General features: G+C 36.6%; 11 protein-coding genes. 10 read left to right on the forward strand and 1 reads right to left on the reverse strand.

The features are described from left to right. Positions 1-39 precede the first annotated feature (39 nt). The 9 genes from DCO46_RS14815 to DCO46_RS14855 all read left to right on the forward strand — a co-directional run bounded on the left by DCO46_RS14815 (position 40) and on the right by DCO46_RS14855 (position 18,624). Positions 40-3,132: a SusC/RagA family TonB-linked outer membrane protein gene (locus DCO46_RS14815; RefSeq protein WP_116753292.1), complete on the forward strand. Its 3,093-nt coding sequence runs from the start codon at positions 40-42 to the stop codon at positions 3,130-3,132. Positions 3,133-3,144: 12 nt separating this feature from the next. Beyond that, on the forward strand, positions 3,145-4,725 hold the full coding sequence (locus DCO46_RS14820) for a RagB/SusD family nutrient uptake outer membrane protein (RefSeq protein ID WP_116753302.1): 1,581 nt from the start codon (positions 3,145-3,147) through the stop codon (positions 4,723-4,725). Positions 4,726-4,742: 17 nt separating this feature from the next. Continuing rightward, on the forward strand, positions 4,743-5,615 hold the full coding sequence (locus tag DCO46_RS14825; protein WP_243416323.1) for a hypothetical protein: 873 nt from the start codon (positions 4,743-4,745) through the stop codon (positions 5,613-5,615). 98 nt (positions 5,616-5,713) lie between these two features. Then, positions 5,714-8,197 (forward strand): glycoside hydrolase family 2 TIM barrel-domain containing protein, encoded by a 2,484-nt coding sequence (locus DCO46_RS14830; RefSeq protein ID WP_116753293.1) that lies wholly within the window; start codon positions 5,714-5,716, stop codon positions 8,195-8,197. A gap of 27 nt (positions 8,198-8,224) precedes the next feature. Continuing rightward, on the forward strand, positions 8,225-9,802 hold the full coding sequence (locus tag DCO46_RS14835; protein WP_116753294.1) for a GH39 family glycosyl hydrolase: 1,578 nt from the start codon (positions 8,225-8,227) through the stop codon (positions 9,800-9,802). Positions 9,803-9,848: 46 nt separating this feature from the next. Beyond that, a complete protein-coding gene (locus DCO46_RS14840; protein ID WP_116753295.1) occupies positions 9,849-12,086 on the forward strand; it encodes a glycoside hydrolase family 3 C-terminal domain-containing protein in 2,238 nt (745 codons plus the stop codon). A gap of 245 nt (positions 12,087-12,331) precedes the next feature. Beyond that, positions 12,332-13,840 carry a cellulase family glycosylhydrolase gene (locus tag DCO46_RS14845; protein WP_116753296.1) on the forward strand — a complete coding sequence of 503 codons (1,509 nt, stop codon included), beginning with the start codon at positions 12,332-12,334 and terminating at the stop codon, positions 13,838-13,840. A gap of 117 nt (positions 13,841-13,957) precedes the next feature. Then, the gene (locus DCO46_RS14850; RefSeq protein WP_116753297.1) at positions 13,958-15,904 is read left to right on the forward strand and encodes a sialate O-acetylesterase; all 1,947 of its coding nucleotides are present in this window, start codon (positions 13,958-13,960) and stop codon (positions 15,902-15,904) included. A 314-nt stretch (positions 15,905-16,218) separates the two neighbouring features. Then, positions 16,219-18,624 (forward strand): glycosyl hydrolase family 95 catalytic domain-containing protein, encoded by a 2,406-nt coding sequence (locus tag DCO46_RS14855; RefSeq protein WP_116753298.1) that lies wholly within the window; start codon positions 16,219-16,221, stop codon positions 18,622-18,624. 67 nt (positions 18,625-18,691) lie between these two features. Here the strand turns inward: DCO46_RS14855 and DCO46_RS14860 are convergent, their stop codons facing one another. Further along, positions 18,692-19,264 (reverse strand): CvpA family protein, encoded by a 573-nt coding sequence (locus DCO46_RS14860; RefSeq protein ID WP_116753299.1) that lies wholly within the window; start codon positions 19,262-19,264, stop codon positions 18,692-18,694. Between the two features lie 53 nt (positions 19,265-19,317). Between DCO46_RS14860 and DCO46_RS14865 the strand changes: the two genes are divergently transcribed. Continuing rightward, positions 19,318-19,570 (forward strand): hypothetical protein (locus tag DCO46_RS14865; RefSeq protein WP_133244609.1); only part of this gene is annotated, 253 nt, incomplete at its 3' end.

Raw genomic sequence — 19,570 nt, forward strand, 5'->3', positions numbered from 1 at the left:
AGGTAACTAACTATAAATTTAAACCAATTCTTAATTATTATGAAAAGCAAATATTGTATTAAAACAATGCTTCCGTTTTGTATGGCGTTGCTGCTAAGCGTCTTTACATTGCAATCTGGTTTTGCACAGGAGCAATCCAAGTTTGTAAGCGGAAATGTCACATCGGCAGATGATAACATGGGAGTTCCTGGTGCGACAGTTCTGGTCCAGGGAACAAAAACAAGTACTGCAACTGATTTTGACGGATTATACAAAATCGAAGCAAAAGCCGGAGATGTACTGATATTCAGTTTTATGGGTTATAAAACGCAAAAAATCACCGTTGGAGAACAAAGAAAAATAAACATAACCCTGCAGTCTGAAACTGCAGAACTTAAAGAGATTGTAGTTATTGGTTATGGTACACAAAAGAAAAAGGTAAATACTGCTGCAACATCATTAGTATCAGGAAAAGATATTCAACAGGTTGCAAGTCTTGATGTTGTAAATGCTTTACAAGGCCAGGCATCTGGGGTAAATGTTACTTCATCATCAGGTCAGCCGGGTGCTAACATGGTGGTAAACATTCGTGGCGCAGGTACTGCAGGAAAAAGTGATCCGCTTTATGTTGTAGACGGAGTTGTTGTTGATAATGGTATCTCATACCTTGATCCTTCGGTTATCGAAAGGGTGGATGTACTTAAAGATGCTTCTGCAGCTTCTATCTATGGAGCAAGAGCGGCAAACGGGGTTATTTTAGTAACAACTAAAAAAGGTAAAGATGGAAAAATGAATGTATCATTTAATTCTTATACCGGTTTTCAGCAAGTTGCAAAAAAAATAGATTTGATGAATACGCAGGAGTATACTACAATCATGAACGAAGCTCGTGTAAACTCAGGACTTACGCCTTTATATACACCAGCTCAGGTTGCAGCATTGCCAAATCACGACTGGCAGGATGATTTGTTTAATGAAGGAGCAATGAAACAAAATCACTCCCTTTTAATTACAGGTGGTGATAAAAGGTCTACTATTGCAACAGGTGTTTCTTATTATGGTCAGGAAGGTATGATTGGTGGTGCAAACAATCAATCACAATATGATCGTATTACTTTTAGTGTAAATTCAACCTCAGAAATAATTGAAAATCATTTGAAAATTGGAGAAAACTTCACTTTATCAAATACAAAATCAAGTGGAGTTGCTGATGATGGTATATACAGTAACGGAATCAGAAGTTTTTTAAACGCCGCTCCAATTGATGCAGCTTACGATGCTAATGGAAATTTTGCTAAATCGAATATTTCTGCGGATGTTAGTAATCCGGTTGGTTCACTTTATTATAATAACTTCAACGAAACTAAAGTTAACCGTTATGTAGGAAACATTTTTGCGGAGTTAAAGTTCTTTCAGGATTTTACATTCAGAACTAGTTATGGTGTAGACATGACTGATAGTAACTACCGTTCTTTCAGACCAGTTTATTCTCTGTCTTCGAGCGATAACAATACTGTTTCGAGTGTTACACAAAGTGGAACTAAAAGTTTAGGATGGATTTTTGAAAATACGCTTCAATATAAAATTACACTTGGAGGATCACATAATTTTGACGTTTTAGTAGGTACTTCTGCAAAAAAGAATACTGCAGATTATATGGAGGGTCAGGGTAGAAACTTAATTTTTACTGATTTCGAACATGCTTATCTGGATAATGCTAAAGATCCAACATCAAATGTTGTAAAAGGAGATCGTAAAGATTACGCTATCCAATCTTATTTTGGTCGTTTATTATATGACTACAATAATAGATACTTGTTTTCTGCAACAGTTCGTAGAGACGGATCTTCAGAATTTGGACCAAATAACAAATATGCAATTTTCCCTTCGTTCTCGGCAGGTTGGAATTTAGATCGCGAAAGTTTTTTTAAAGAAAATGCAGTATTAAATACATTTAAAATTAGAGGAAGCTGGGGACAAAATGGTAATGATCAATTCTCAAGAAGATTTGCTTACATGTCAACCATTAGTTCAAAAGACAAAACATATCATTTTGGTACAGGAGACGAAACTTTGATTGTTGGTTCAAGCCCTGATCAACTTTCTGATCCTAATTTGAAGTGGGAGACTTCAGAGCAATTAGACTTAGGTTTTGATGCTACATTGTTTACCAATTTTACTTTAACATTTGATTATTACGATAAAAAAACAAAAGACTGGTTAGTATTGGCCTCTATCCCAACATACGCAGGAGCAGCAGCACCTTATATAAATGGTGGAGATGTGAGCAACAAAGGTTTTGAGGTTTCTATAGGTTATCGTAAAAGCTTCGGAAAATGGAATTTCGGTATCAACGCAAACGTTTCTCATAACGAAAATGAAGTACTTAGAATTGCAAACAACGAAGGAATCATTCATGGAGAATCAAATTTATTGTTTCAAGGTTTAGACGAGATGAACCGTGTTGAAGTTGGAAAACCAATGGGGTATTTCTACGGATTAAAAACAGCGGGTATTTTTCAGAATGCTGCAGAAGTTACTGCGGGTGTTCAGCCAAATGCACAACCTGGTGATGTTCGTTTTGTTGATTTGAATGGAGATGGAAAAATCGATGCAAACGATAAAACAGAAATAGGAAATCCAAATCCGGATTATACGTATGGAGTAAATTTTGATGTTTCATATAAGGCATTTGATTTAACGGTTAATACTTACGGATCAGCGGGTGGTCAGAACGTTTTTGGAATTCACGATTATACTCGTGCTTATACGAATAACACAACAGAGGTTTTAAACAGATGGACTTCTGAAGGGACTTCAAACAGAATTCCAAGAGTAACTTACGGAACTGATGCTAATGGAAATTACACTAAGTTCTCAGATTTATATGTTCAGGATTCAGATTTCTTCAGAATTAAAAATGTTACTATTGGATGTGATTTGACAAAATTAACAAACCAGTTAAGTTTCTTTAGTAAATTCAGACTTTATGTTGCTGCTAACAACCTTTACACTTTTACAAAATATAAAGGTATGGATCCAGAAATTGGTTTCGGAAATACTACTGTAGGCCAAGAATGGGCAAGAGGAATTGATGTTGGATTTTATCCACAGCCAAGAACGTACATGATGGGTCTTAATGTTAACTTTTAATTTATGAAAACGATGAAAACATATATAAAATTATTTGCCCTTTCAAGCTTATTAGTTTTAGGAGCTTGTTCGGAAGATTTTTTAGAGAACGAACCTTACACCGATAAGGTAACAGAGAATTTTTATAAAACACCATCTGATGCTTTCGAAGGCTTAGTAGCCGTTTATGATGTATTGCAAAGAGAAGCTTATGGGACACAATTAATTGTAAGTGAGCAGGCATCCGATGATTGTTATGGAGGTTTTGGTATAGCAGATCCAACTGTAGATTTGCAATGGGACCGATTTGAATATACTACTGATAAGGACATGAATGCTCTTATCTGGACAAACTCTTACTTAGGAATTTACAGAGCCAATATTTTATTAGAAAATCTGGATAAAGTAAACTGGGGATCTCAAACTGCCCTGAAAACCCAATATGAAGCAGAAGCTCGTTTTTTAAGAGCACATTTTCACTTTCAGGCAGCTAAAATGTTTGGAGATATTGTTGCGTTAGATCATACTGTGACAACAAGTGAATTTCAATTACCAAGACAAGCTCCTGAAGTTACTTACTCTTTAATTGCAAACGATTTAAAATTTGCGGCAGATAATTTAGGACCTGAAAATTATTCAAAACCAGGAAATGCTAATTACGGGCGTATTACAAAATGGGCTGCCGAAGCTTATTTGGCAAGAACATTTTTATTCTACACAGATTATTATGAAAAACCTGATTTAGCCGGAGTAGTTACAAAAGCTCAGGCTACAACATATATTAATGACGTAGTAAACAATAGCGGACACGGATTAGTATCTGATTTTGCTAATCTTTGGTTAGCAGCTTCTTTTGAGAACTTTGCAGGAGAAGATAATACAGAAATGGTTTGGGCCGTTCGTTTTAACGGTTCAGGAAAAGGAAACTGGGATTTGCACGAAGGAAACCGTTTTCAGGTAAATATTGCACCACGTGGAGGAGCTATAGGGAAATATGCCACAGGATGGGGAGGAGCAACAGTAAATCCATTATTATATAAAGCATATGAACCTGGAGATACCCGCAGAGATGCAACAATTATTAGTTATGTTGATGAAGGCTTGAATTTTGATGCAGAAGCAAGAGAACAGCGTCAGTATACAGGATATTCCTGGAAAAAATATTGCCCGATTACCAACGCAGCGGGAGTTGCTATTGTAGAAGCAAACGGAGGAAATTTTCAGATTGATAACTATCAGGATTATGCTATTATTCGTTATGCGGATGTATTGCTTATGGCTGCCGAACTAAATTTAGGTACAAACCAGGTACTGGCACAAGCAAATTTAGATAAGGTTCGTGACCGTGCCTTTAAAAATACTACAAATCGTAAAACTGTGAATAAAGAAAATATCATGGAAGAGCGTCGTTTAGAGTTAGCTCTGGAAGGGCAGCGTTATTTTGACTTAATTAGACAAGATATGGCGGTTACTAAAACTGCAATTGAAAAAAATCCTGCAGGATCTCAATTTGCTGTAACTTTTAGACCAGAAACTTTAGGGTGGTTTCCATTACCGCAATCTCAGATTGTACTTTCTAATGGAACTATCAAACAGAACCCAGGTTGGAATTAACTAATAAACAAATGATTATGAAACGTATATTATATATAATAATAGCAGCAGTAACGATAAGTTCATTGTTATTTTCATGCGAGCCTGTTGAAGATCGTGAAAACCTGCCTGCGGTAAATTTAACTGCTGAAACAATTAAGTTTTCGGTAAAACCAACAGCTGAAAATCCAAACATTGTAGCTTTAAAAAATGAAGACCCAACTGTAATTCCATACTGGAAATATGTTGACGGAAATGGAAATGAAATAGGACATTCAAATAAAAGCAATGATCAAATAAGTTTTCCATTTGCAGGTAAATACACTGTTTATTTCACTGCTTATACAAGAGGTGGTTCTGTAGATGCGGCTCCTGTAACTATTAATATAGCTCAAAATGATGAGAGTCAGTTTGCTGATGAAAGATGGAACTTACTTACTAATGGAGCGGCAGGAAAAACATGGGTTTTGTATATGACAGCACCTCTTGAATTTATTGGAAAACCAGCAACTCCTTACCAAAATATTGCTGTGAGTGGTCATGGATGGTGGCCAAATCTTTCAGACATTTCATGGGCAGGATTAGAAAACAAAGATTGGGGAGAAGTTACTTTTAACCTTAACGGAGGATACAATGTTTCGGTTACCCAAACAAATCCAACTATAGGAAGTACGGCAAAAACAACTAAAACCGGGACTTTTAATTTTGGACTTACTACAGGGCAAACCAATGATAGAATTGTTTTCAACGGAGGAACAGAAATGTTGCACCCAAATGAAGCAAGTTATTTTAGTTCTTCATTTAGTTTTACAAATATTCAGATTGTAGAACTTACAGAAACAACTCTGGCTTTTATAGCAATTAGAGCAGATGGCGACAATTTGATTTATCATTTAGTAGCAAAACAATAGTTAAGTTAGTTTTTTAAGTCTCAGTTTTCTAAACAGTTTCTGTTTTTTAAACTGAGGCTTATAATTATTTTTCTAATTCCATTTTCAAAAAAGTACTCATGCACAAAAGAAACAATTTAAGCCTGCTTCCTCTGTTAATTTTTGTTGGAACAATTTTATTAGGCTCCTGCAGTAAAAAAGAAGATCTTTTTAAAAACCGAAAAGTTTCTTTTAATGCCAATTGGAGTTTTCACTTAAATGACAGTATTGCAGATAAAGATACGATCGGAACTTCAACAAGATGGAGAACACTAAACGTACCGCACGATTGGGGAGTAGAAGGTAAATTTGATGAAAAAAGCCCTGCCGGATATGGAGGAGGATCACTTAATGGTGGTCTTGGATGGTACAAAAAAACATTTAAAGTCGCTGCTGAAGACAGCACAAAAATCACTTCAATAACTTTTGACGGCGTTTACAAAAACAGCGAAGTCTGGATAAACGGACATTATTTAGGAAAACGTCCAAACGGATATATAGGTTTTCAATATGACATGTCCCCATACTTAAACTATGGAGATAAAAACAACGAAATAATTGTTAAGGTTGACAATTCAAAACAACCAAATTCACGCTGGTATTCAGGTTCAGGAATTTTTAGAAATGTCTGGATAGAAACCACAGCTAAGCTTCATGTAGCACATTGGGGAACGTATGTTACAACTCCAAAAGTTACTGCAGAAAAAGCTTCCGTAGCTATTGAAACAACGATTCAGAATCAAAGTTCAGAATCAAAAAAGGCAACAATAATTACTACTATTTTTAAAGAAGACACCAAAGTAACATCAGTTACCCAAGATATAACAATTGCTGCAGACGGAAAACAAACCATTAAACAAGAAGCGCAGGTTGAAACCCCCATTTTATGGTCCGTAGAAAAACCGGAATTATATACAGCAGTTACAGAAATTTCGCTTGACGATAAAATAATAGACCAATACAAAACCAATTTCGGAATCAGGGATTTTAAATTTGATCTTGATAAAGGTTTCATTCTGAACGGAAAACAGCTAAAAATAAAAGGAGTTTGTCTTCATCATGATTTAGGTCCGTTAGGTTCTGCAATCAATACGCGCGCCATCGAAAGACAATTGGAAATCATGAAAGGAATGGGTGTAAACGGAATCAGGACTTCTCATAATCCGCCTGCTCCCGAACTTTTAGAACTTTGTGATAAAATGGGTTTCATTGTCATGGACGAAGCTTTTGACATGTGGAAACAAAGCAAAACAAAATACGATTACGCAACCGATTGGGACAAATGGCATAAAACCGATTTAATAGATCAATTGCTTCGTGACCGAAATCACCCAAGTGTTTTTATCTGGAGTATCGGAAATGAAATTCCGGAACAATGGAATGAAACCGGCGTTGAAATTGCCAAAGAATTAGCAGCCATAACCCGCCACTATGATAAAACAAGACCGCTTACAGCAGGAATGAACCCTCCGGTAAATATGAATATCGACGAGGTAACTTTACAGTTTGAAAAAAAGAACGTTCAGTTTAATGCCATTGCAGCTTCGGGAGTTTTAGACCTTATTGGTTATAATTATGCGCATCAAACGTATGAACATCACAAAAAGAATTTCCCTGACAAACCATTTATAGCAACCGAAACTACTTCGGGTTTACAGACACGCGGTTATTATGACGCTGTTTCAGATACCATAAAAAAATGGCCGGTAAGATGGGATCTTAAATTCACGGGAGGAAATCCCGGTAATACCGTTTCGGCTTATGATCAGGTGCAGGCACCCTGGGGTTCAACACATGAAGCAACATGGAAAGTGATTAAAAAACACGATTTCCTTTCGGGAATGTACATCTGGACAGGTTTCGATTATATCGGTGAACCAACTCCCTACGAATGGCCTTCTGTAAGTTCATATTTCGGAATTGTAGATATAGCAGGTTTTCCAAAAGACGTGTATTATATGTACCAAAGCGAATGGACAGACAAAACCGTACTGCACATTTTTCCGCATTGGAACTGGAAAGCAGGACAAACTGTAGACGTTTGGGCGTATTACAATAATGCAGATGAAGTGGAACTTTTCCTTAATGGAAAATCAGTTGGAGTCCGCAGCAAAAAAGGAGAAGATTTGCACGTCATGTGGAGAATTCCTTTTCAGCCGGGAACGTTAAAAGCAGTTTCCCGTAAAAATGGAAAAACTGTTTTGGAAACCGAAATCAAAACAGCCGAAAATCCATCACAATTAAAATTAACAGCAGACAGAAGTACCATAAAAGCAGATGAAAATGATTTGTCTTTTGTAACGGTAGATATTTTGGATGAAAAAGGAACTTTAGCGCCGAACGCGAATAATGAAATTAGTTTTTCATTAAAAGGAAATGGAAAAATTGTTGGAGTTTCCAGCGGAGATCCGGTAAGTCACGAATCTTTCAAAGGAACTAAACACACGGCACTTAACGGAAAATGTCTGGTTATTGTTCAATCCGGCAAGCAATCCGGAAGATTGGAATTAACCGCAAAAGCAAATGGATTAAAACCTTCTACAATTGTAATTACGACAGAATAAATCTGCTCTTACTAAGAAAACATCATTATGAAAATAAACTTAAAACCACTTTTTGTTTTATTAATTCTGGTCAATGGTACTTTGTTTGCACAAAATACCATTGATACCAGAATTATTAAGGTGGATTATAATAAAACAGCCGGAAAACTCAACACGATGTTCAAAGAATGTGTTGGAGCCGGAAGAGCAAATGAAGGTCTGAGAGCCGACTGGCAGCAACAACTGGCAATGACCAAAAAAGAATGCGATTTTAAATACATCAGAATGCACGGTTTATTGTCGGATGATATGGCCGTTTACAGAGAAGATGCAAAAGGAAATCCGGAATACAATTATCAATATATCGATGTTTTGTATGATTTTCTTCTGAGTATTAAAGTGAAACCTTTTGTTGAATTAGGTTTTATGCCATCAGCATTGGCAAGTGGAAAAGAAACTATTTTTTGGTGGAAAGGAAATGTTACACCTCCAAAAGATTATAAAAAATGGGAAGATTTAGTTCAAAACCTTACGGCACATTTTACAGAACGTTATGGTGCAGATGAAGTAAAAACATGGTATTTTGAAGTTTGGAACGAGCCCAATTTATCGCCAGGTTTCTGGACAGGTACACAAGCAGAATATTTTAAATTATACGAATATGCAGCACGAGGCATAAAAAGTGTAAACCCAGGCTATAAAGTAGGAGGCCCGGCAACAGCAGGAGCAGCCTGGGTTCCTGAAACCATTGATTTTTGTGCTAAAAACAAAGTACCTCTGGATTTTATTTCGACACATACTTACGGTGTAAACCAGGGATATTTAGACGAATTCGGAACTTCCGGAACCGTCCTGAGTCCTGACGATAATAGTGTGAGCGGCGATGTTATCAATTCGCGTAAGCAAATAACCAATTCGGCTATGCCAAATCTTGAACTGCATTATACAGAATGGAGTTCTTCTTATACACCTGCAGACCCGATTCACGACAGTTACCATTCGGCAGCTTATATTTTACATAAACTAAAACAAAGCGGTGACGCAGCTAACTCTATGTCTTATTGGGTTTTTACCGATATTTTTGAGGAACCGGGACCAAGATTTACACCGTTCCATGGTGGATTTGGATTACTAAATACGCAGGGAATCAAAAAACCGGCTTATTTCTCTTATTCGTTTATGAACAAATTAGGCGATACGGAACTTCAGAACAAAGACAATTCTTCGTGGGCAACTAAAAGTAAAAATGGGGACGTTCAATTATTATTCTGGGATTTTACCAATACGCATCCGGGAGAAAAAGTCTGGAACCAGACCTATTATGTTCAGGACCTTCCATCTAAAGAAAAAGGAAAAGTAAAAATTGAACTTGACGGGTTACAAAAAGGCAAATATATTGTAGAAATTTACAAAGTGGGTTATAAAGTAAATGATGCCTATGCAGATTATCTGGCATTGAATAAACCAGGCCAGCTAACTCTTCAACAAGTAAAAACCATCAAAGAGAAAAACAACGGATCTCCTGTTCTAACAGAAAAAATCACCGTTGATGCGAAAGGAACTTTTAACAGGGAATTTAAAATCAATGAAAATGATGTTGTGCTGGTAAATCTTATCAAACAATAAACTCTTTTAAACAGCTAATACAGAAAACCATAATAAATTATTAAGCATGAAAAATAAAATAATATTCCTATCAGCGGCTTTGGCTTTTGCAGCGTTTACTTCTTGTAAAGACGATGTACAAAGTTCGGGTACTGATTCGGCTCAGACAGAAGAATATCAAGGAAAAGAAATCGGCACAGAACATGATGCTGAAATAGACAAGCTGATTGCTCAAATGACAATTGAGGAAAAAATAGGAATGTTACACGGTAATAGTATGTTTAGCAATGGAGGTGTAAAACGTCTTGGGATTCCGGAACTAAAAATGGCAGACGGACCATTGGGAGTTCGTGAGGAAATTTCCCGTGACAACTGGGCACCGGCAGGACTTACCAATGATTTTGCGACTTATTACCCGGCGGGAGGCGGTTTGGCTGCTACCTGGAATACTGAAATGGCGCATACTTTTGGAAATAGTTTAGGAGAAGAATTACGTGCAAGAGATAAAGATATGCTGCTTTCGCCGGCCATCAATATGGTAAGAACTCCACTTGGAGGAAGAACTTACGAATACATGTCTGAAGATCCGTTTTTGAATAAAAAAATTGCGGTACCCCTGATTGTTGGTTTACAGGAAAAAGATGTGATGGCCTGCGTAAAACATTTTGCAGCAAATAATCAGGAAACAAATCGTGATTTTGTAGATGTTCAGATTGACGAGCGTGCCCTTCGTGAAATTTATTTACCGGCTTTTGAAGCATCAGTAAAAGAAGCAAAATCGTATTCTATAATGGGTGCCTACAATAAATTCAGAGGCGAATATTTATGTGAGAATGATTATATGCTGAATAAAATTCTTCGTGATGAATGGGGATTTAAAGGAATTGTAGTTTCAGACTGGGCTGCGGTGCATTCAACAGGGAAATCTTTGAAAAATGGTTTAGATATTGAAATGGGAACTCCAAAACCATTCAACGAATTCTTCCTTGCCGATAAACTGATTGCAGCAGTTAAATCAGGAGAAGTTTCAGAAGCTGAAATTAATCTTCATGTAAAACGAATTTTGCGCGTTTTATATCAGGTAAAAGCAATGGGAGGCGGAACCCGTGCCAAGGGAAGCATTGCGACAGAAGCACATTATCAGGATGCATACAAAATTGCGGCTGAGTCTGTAGTTTTATTAAAAAATGAAAATAATGCACTTCCGTTACAACTGGACGGAGTAAAATCTATTGCTGTAATCGGAAACAATGCGACGAAGAAAAATGCTTTAGGAGGATTTGGTGCAGGTGTAAAAACCAAAAGAGAAGTCACACCTCTTGAAGGTCTGAAAAACAGACTTCCTTCATCAGTAAAAATTAATTATGCAGAAGGTTATCTGGAGCGTTACGAAGAAAAAAATAAAGGAAATTTAGGAAATATCACTTCAACCGGACCAGTAACGATCGATCAGTTAGATCCTGCAAAAGTTAAAGAAGCAGTAGAAGCAGCAAAAAATTCCGATGTAGCGATCATTTTTGCGGGTTCAAACCGTGATTACGAAACAGAAGCTTCTGACCGCAGAGATTTACACTTACCATTTGGACAGGAAGAATTAATCAAAAAAGTACTGGCTGTTAATCCAAGAACAATTGTAGTTATGATTGCAGGAGCCCCTTTTGATGTGAATGAAGTAAGTAAAAAAACGTCAGCATTAGTATGGAGTTGGTTTAATGGTTCTGAAGGAGGAAATGCCCTGGCAGATGTATTGTTAGGAAAAGTAAATCCGTCAGGAAAATTACCATGGACAATGCCGAAAAATATTATGGATTCTCCGGCGCATGCTACAAACAGTTTCCCGGGCGGAAAAACAGTTAATTATGCAGAAGGTATTTTAATAGGATATCGCTGGTTTGATACTAAAAACGTAGCACCATTATATCCTTTCGGATATGGATTATCGTATACCACTTTTGCTTTTGACAATGCAAAAACCGATAAAACATCTTATGCCCAGAACGAAGTGATAGAAGTTTCTGTTGAGGTAAAAAACACAGGAAAAACAGACGGAAAAGAAGTAGTTCAATTGTACACTTCAAAATCTGATTCTAAGATTACACGTGCCGCACAGGAATTAAAAGGATTCAAAAAAACAGCTGTAAAAGCCGGAAGTTCAAATACAGTTACAATCAAAGTTCCTGTAAAAGAATTAGCATATTATGACGTTGCAGCCAAAAAATGGACAGTTGAACCAGGAAAATATACGCTGAAAATAGGTAACTCTTCAAGAGATATCAAAAAAGAAGTTTCAGTAACAATCAAATAATTTTTAAAACCATATAAGGGATATAAGTTCATTTAAATCAAAGCTTACATTTTCTTATATCCTTTATATGGTTAAAATCATAGAGACCATTGCGTAAACCTTTGCGGGCCTTGCGGTTAAAGTCGGCACCATATAGTTTTTGATTTAAATGAACTTATATCCCTTATATGGTAAATCTTTTCAACCATATCGTAAACCTTCGGACTTTGCGGTAAAAACACTAACTAACCATAATTTTTATAAACATGAAAAAGAGAATAAAAAATTGCCTCGTTACAGCTGTACTTTTTATTGTTCTTGGAGGATTTTTATCCTGTAGTGCAGAAAAAGAAACCCCACAAAATCTAACAGTAAAAGGCTTAGCAATAAGCACAAATAAAATTGATTTTCAGAGTGCTGAAAGTAATGCTGATTTGACAATCAATAGTGAAGTGACAGCATGGCTGTTGCAAAGTTCAGATGCTAGCTGGGTAAAGATCAGCAAAGCAGGAGGAACGACAGGAACGACAGTTGTAAAAGTTACAGCTTTAGAAAATACAAAGACAACTCCGAGAACTGCAGTTATAACATTAACTTCAAACGAAGCTAAATCGCTTCAAATTGCAATTACTCAGGCCGCTGCTATTGGTTCTGACGGGACATATCCTAGCTATAACACAAATCCGCTTCCTGCAGACGCTACAGGAATGAGCAATACAGCCGTACAACTGGCAGCAAAACTAAAATTGGGCTGGAATATCGGTAACACGATGGAAGCAACAGGTGGAGAAACTGCCTGGGGAAATCCAAAAGTGACCAAACAATTGATAGATTTGGTAAAAGCAAACGGATTTAATGCGATAAGAATTCCGTGTTCCTGGAATCAGTATTTATCAAATGCGGGAAAAGCGGAAATTAGCACCACCTGGCTTAACAGAGTAAAAGAAGTAGTGCAATATTGTGTGGATAATGACATGTATGTAATTGTCAACATTCACTGGGATAACGGATGGCTTGAAAATAATGTTACAGAAGCCAAAAAAGACGAAAACAATGCCAAACAAAAAGCATTTTGGGAACAGATTGCCACACATTTGAGAGGTTTCGACGAACACTTACTTTTTGCAAGTGCCAACGAACCAAATGTTGAAAATGCGACACAAATGGCAGTTTTAACATCTTATCACCAAACTTTTATTGATGCTGTTCGTTCTACTGGAGGAAAAAATGCATACCGTAATTTAATTATTCAGGGGCCATCAACAGATATAGAAAAGACAAACAACCTCATGAATACTTTACCAACAGATAAAGTAGCAGACAGAATGATGGCTGAGGTTCATTATTACACTCCGTATCAATTTTGCCTTATGGACAAAGATGCAGACTGGGGTAAAATGTTTTACTATTGGGGAGCAAATTACCATTCAACAACAGATGTATCACGTAATTCAACCTGGGGAGAGGAAACAGATTTAGATAACTTTTTCCATTCGATGAAAACTAAATTTGTAGACAAAGGAGTTCCGGTAATATTAGGAGAATTTGGAGCAATAAGACGTTCTGATTTAACAGGTGCTGATCTGACACTGCATTTAGAATCCAGAGCTTATTTTCTGAAATATGTGGTTCAAAAAGCCACTGCAAACGGACTGGTTCCTTTTTATTGGGATGCAGGAAATTTGGGAGTAAACACAATGTCCTTATTTGACAGAAGCAATAATACAGTTTATGATGCACAAGCTTTAAAAGCATTGAATGACGGATTAAAGTAGCAATTGCCTTTTTTGAATTACATAAGTGGTATAAGTATTTTTAAGTTTGAATTAATTTTTAGCTTAATTTTACTTATATCACTTATCTGATTTTAGAGATTTAAATTTATAAATGAAATGAAAAAATATACAGCCTTTCTTTTTCTTTTATGCAGTATAGCTGCAACGGCAAATGTAAAAATGCCTTTGGTTTTTTCTGACGGAATGGTTTTACAGCGTAATAAACCAATTCCGGTTTGGGGTTGGGCAGATGCCAATGAAAAAGTAGAAATCCGTTTTAACAAACAAACTAAAACAATCACAGCCGATCAAAACGGAAAATGGACGGTAAATCTAAAAGCTGAAAAAGCGGGCGGTCCTTTTGAATTATCCATTACAGGAAAAAATAAAATCATCATAAAAAATGTTTTGGTTGGCGAAGTATGGATTTGCAGCGGACAGTCAAACATGGAATTTCAGGTGTACAAAACGATGAATGCCCAGAAAGAAATTGAAGATTCAAATTATCCCATGATTCGTCATTTTGGCGTGGCGCAGGATTTAAGCGGAACACCAAAAGACGATTTGAAATCTGCAAAATGGGAAGTTTCAAACAAAGAAAATGTTGGTAATTTTACAGCAGTCGGCTATTATTTTGCAAAAAAATTATACGCCGAATTAAAAATCCCAATCGGAATCATAAATACTTCATGGGGCGGAACCAACGTAGAAACCTGGACAAGCCGGGAAGCATTTCAAAACAGTGAGGATTTTAAGGCTATGATTGCCGATGTTCCGGTTGTAAACATGGATGAAGTTTTTGAAATCTATAAAAAATCAGTTTTAGAAAACGTTAGAAAAGTTCAGGGTTTTGATGTTTCAATGGAAAACGAAGCCCGGTTTAAAGATCCAAACTTCAATGATAAAAACTGGCCTGAAATAAAAGTTCCTTCACTTTGGGAAAATCAACAGCTTGGAAATATAGACGGAATTGTCTGGATGAGAAAAACAATTGTTTTAACAGCAGAACAAGCCAAAAAAGAAGCCGTTTTATATCTGTCAAAAGTCGATGATGAAGACCAGACTTTCGTGAACGGGGTTGAAGTGGGAACCAATAATCTTTGGGACAAACAGAGAATTTACAAAATCCCTTCAAATGTCCTGAAAGAAGGAACAAACACAATCGCAGTCAGAATTACAGATTACAGCGGTGGTGGCGGAATTTATGGCGACCCGGCCGATTTAAAAATTGACTTTAAAGATTCAAATCTGCCGCTTGAAGGATTTTGGAAATTTAATGTGATAAAAGTAAGAATCGAAGTTTCGCCAAACAGTTATCCGTCGTTATTATACAATGCAATGGTAAATCCATTGGTTCCTTATGCATTTCAGGGTGTTTTATGGTATCAGGGCGAAGCCAATGTCTGGAGAGCAAAAGAATATAAAAAATCATTTCCTCTTATGATTACGGACTGGAGAACCAAATTCAAACAAGGGGATTTTCCTTTCTATTTTGTACAATTGGCCACCTTCGACGAGTTTGGCGGAAACAGTGCAAAAGGAAGCCGTTGGGCAGAACTTCGCGAAGCACAATCAGAAACCTTAAAATTATCCAACACCGGAATGGCCGTAACGACAGATATCGGGAACGCAAAAGACATTCACCCAACAAACAAACAAGATGTAGCTTTGCGTCTGGCAGCAATTGCATTAAATAATGTTTACAATAAAAAACAAGTTTTCAGCGGTCCGGTTTATAAATCTCAGGAAATAAAAGGAAACCAGATTATCCTGACTTTTAACCATACCGGCAGCGGATTATCCACTCCGGACAATACAGAATTAAAAGGTTTCGAAATCGCCGGTGCAGACAAAGTTTTTCATTCCGCGAAAGCGATAATCAAAGACAACAAAATAATCGTTTCCAGCGATCAGGTTCAAAATCCGGTGGCAGTTCATTACGGTTGGGCAGACGATGACACTAATATCAATCTTTATAACAAAGAAAAATTTCCCGCATCGCCATTCAGGACTGATAATTGGGAAATGATGACAGCAAATGAAAAATATAAAGTGAGTAAATAAAATTATCAGGGCGTGACCGTACCGGGATAAGAAGGCAAATATACTTTACCTAAATACGCCTTCTTATTCCGGTACGGTCGAGCTATCCGCACTACTTCGGTAGTTAGCTCCTATCCCTCACGCATACGCAACAAAATAATCACGTTTTATGTCATTCTGAGGGACGAAGAATCTTCGTTAGTAGATCGACAAACATTAAAGATTTACTTTACGGAGTTTCTTATGAAGATTCTTCGTTCCTCAGAATGACAAAATTGTAGAAATACGAGATTCTAAACCATGAAAAATAAAATAACATCAACAACTACCAGCTTATGAATTCAGCCATCATAAAAACATTTTTCATCTTACTTCTCACATCTTGCTATACAAACATTTCAGCACAATCCAAAAATGTTTTATGGTACAATAAACCGGCAGAATTCTTTGAGGAAAGTTTAGTTTTAGGAAACGGAAAACTTGGAGCAACAGTTTTTGGAGGAGTCAATTCGGATAAAATTTACCTGAATGATATCACACTTTGGTCGGGAGAACCTGTAAATGCAAACATGAATCCCGAAGCCTATAAAAATATTCCGGCAATTCGCGAAGCTTTACAAAACGAAAATTACAAACTAGCTGAAGAATTAAACAAAAAGATTCAGGGAAAAAATTCAGAATCGTATGCTCCGTTGGGAACATTAGAAATCAGTAATTTCGAAAAAGGAAAAGCGACCAATTACTACAGAGAACTTGATATTTCTAATGCAACCTCAAAAGTAAGTTATGAACTGGATGGCGTAAAGTTTACCCGTGAGTATTTTGTTTCGGCACCGGATCAAATTATGGTAATCAAACTCACAAGCAGCCAAAAAGAAGCTTTAAACTTTGATATCAATTTAAGGAGTTTGTTAAAGTCAAATGTCGAAGTCAGAAACAACACTATGATGATGAATGGTGTTGCGCCAATTCATGAAAATGCAGGTTATACTGTTTTGCCAAAATATTTAGAAGTAAAAGAAAGAGGAACAAAGTTTACGACTCTGCTTCAGGTCAAAAATACAGACGGAAAAGTGACAAGTTCTAATGCAACAATAACGGTAAAAAATGCATCAGAAGTTTTTATCTATGTCTCAGTTGCAACAAGTTTTAATGGTTTTGACAAAAATCCCGCAACCGAAGGCATAGACGATGTTGCGATGGCATTACAAAATTTAAATAAAGCATTTGTAAAACCATTTGATAGATTAAAAGAAAATCACGTTGCGGATTATCAGAAATTCTATAACAGAGTAAGTTTGGATTTAGGAAAAACAACAGCACCGGATCTGGCAACAGATGAACGTTTGCTTCGCTATTCCGACGGAAAAGAAGATAAAAATCTGGAAATTTTGTATTTTAATTACGGACGTTATTTACTGATCAGCAGTTCAAGAACTTTGGGAGTTCCTGCCAATTTACAGGGAATCTGGAACCCGCATCTTAGCCCGCCATGGAGCAGCAATTATACGATGAACATTAATGTGGAGGAAAACTACTGGCTGGCAGAAAATACGAATCTTTCAGAAATGCATTTACCATTATTAAGTTTTATAAAAAACCTTTCAGTAACCGGAAAAGTAACTGCTAAAACTTTTTACGGAGTTAATCAGGGCTGGGCGGCAGCGCACAATTCGGATATCTGGGCAATGACCAATCCGGTAGGTCAATTTGGAAAAGAAGATCCTATGTGGGCATGCTGGCCACTAGCAGGCGCCTGGCTGAGTACGCACATTTGGGAACATTATGTGTTTACGCAGGATGCAGTATATTTAAAAAAAGAAGGATATCCTTTAATGAAAGGAGCAGCCGAGTTCTACCTGAACTGGATGATAACCGATAAAAAAGGGAATCTGATCACATCTCCATCAACTTCTCCGGAAAATCAATATATAACCCCGGACGGTTTTGTCGGAGCCACTATGTATGGAGGAACAGCAGATCTGGCCATGATTCGAGAGTGTTTTGATAAAACAATAAAGGCATCAAAAGTTTTGAATACTGATGCTGAATTTAGAGAAAAACTTGAAAAAGCACTGGCTAAACTTTATCCGTATCAAATTGGTAAAAAAGGAAATCTTCAGGAATGGTATTTCGACTGGGACGATAAAGATCCAAAACATCGTCATCAGTCACAGTTATTCGGACTATTTCCGGGCAATCACATAACACCTTTGAAAACTCCTGATTTAGCAGAAGCATCAAAAAAAACGCTCGAAATTAAAGGAGACGAAACTACAGGCTGGTCAAAAGGCTGGCGAATTAATCTCTGGGCAAGACTTTGGGACGGAAACCGTGCCTACAAAATGTACCGTGAATTATTACGCTACGTAGATCCGGATGGTAAAAAAACACAAACACCAAGAAGAGGAGGGGGAACGTACCCGAATTTATTTGATGCGCATCCGCCATTTCAGATTGATGGCAATTTCGGTGGTGCCGCAGCCGTTGCCGAAATGTTGTTGCAATCTGATGAAAACGAAATAAGATTACTTCCTGCTTTGCCGGACGCCTGGGAAACAGGATCTGTAAAGGGTCTTTGTGCAAGAGGCGGATTTGAAATAGAAATGGAATGGAATAATAAAAATATAACCGTATTAACTATTTCGTCTAAAAACGGAGGGAAAACAGCTTTAGTTTATAGAAATAAAAAACAAGAAGTCGTTTTGAAAAAAGGACAGAAATTAGAAATAAGCTGGTAGAATAAACCGATTAGATATTCAAGCCCGACAGTCCTGAAACCTTGGTACTGTCGGGTTTTTTTATGTATTATTCTTTTTCAGAAGTTTCGGCTGGTTTTTCAGGATCTTTTACAGTTTCTTCCTTGTTCTTTTCCTTCTGGCTTTCCTTAAAAGTCTCGTACCATTTTTCTATGGAAGGATAAACAAAAGCAGCCACTTTCTTAATCGGATTATAAAATATAGATTTATCTAAAGTTTCCTTCTTGGCAAAAGTATTATCGAAATTTATTTTTTCAAAAAGAGCAATAAAAATGCTCACAATAAGGATTGTTTTTAAAACCCTGAAAAAAGCGCCACCCAATTTATTGATTAAACCAAGTTGTGCAAAATCGGCAACTCCTGTTAAGAATTTTGCCAGTAAATAAACCGCAACAACCACCAGAATAAAAGTTAGGATAAAAGCTGTAATCTGAATATTAGTGGGATTCCAGCTCACATGTTTTGCAATAATATCTTTCATAAATGAAGAAAACTTTATCGCTAAATAGATTCCCAATAATAAAGAAATAAAAGAAGCAACTTCTACAAAAAGTCCATTTTTGAAACCTTTGTATAAACTGAAAGCCAAAAGTGCTCCCAAAATAATATCTAAAAAACTCATGTCGATTAACTTAAATGAATATATATTTCTATTTTTGGCAAAAAAATAATAAAATGAGAAAAAACCTATCAATTAAAACTGTAATTACTTTTTGTATCTTACTCCTGACTTCTTGTTCTAATAATGACGAAAGCAAAGATACAATACCAGATGAAAAATCAATTCTAATAAAAAAAATAACCGAAACAGTTTATTATTCCGGGGATTCAGAAACAAGCACATCAGATTTTGTGTATGAAAAAAATGTTTTGAAAAGTGTAACATCCGGTACTGGTTATAAAACTGAATTTGAATATAATGGAGATA

It is taken from the genome of Flavobacterium sp. HTF, from assembly GCF_003105115.1.
Classification (GTDB): Bacteria; Bacteroidota; Bacteroidia; order Flavobacteriales; family Flavobacteriaceae; genus Flavobacterium.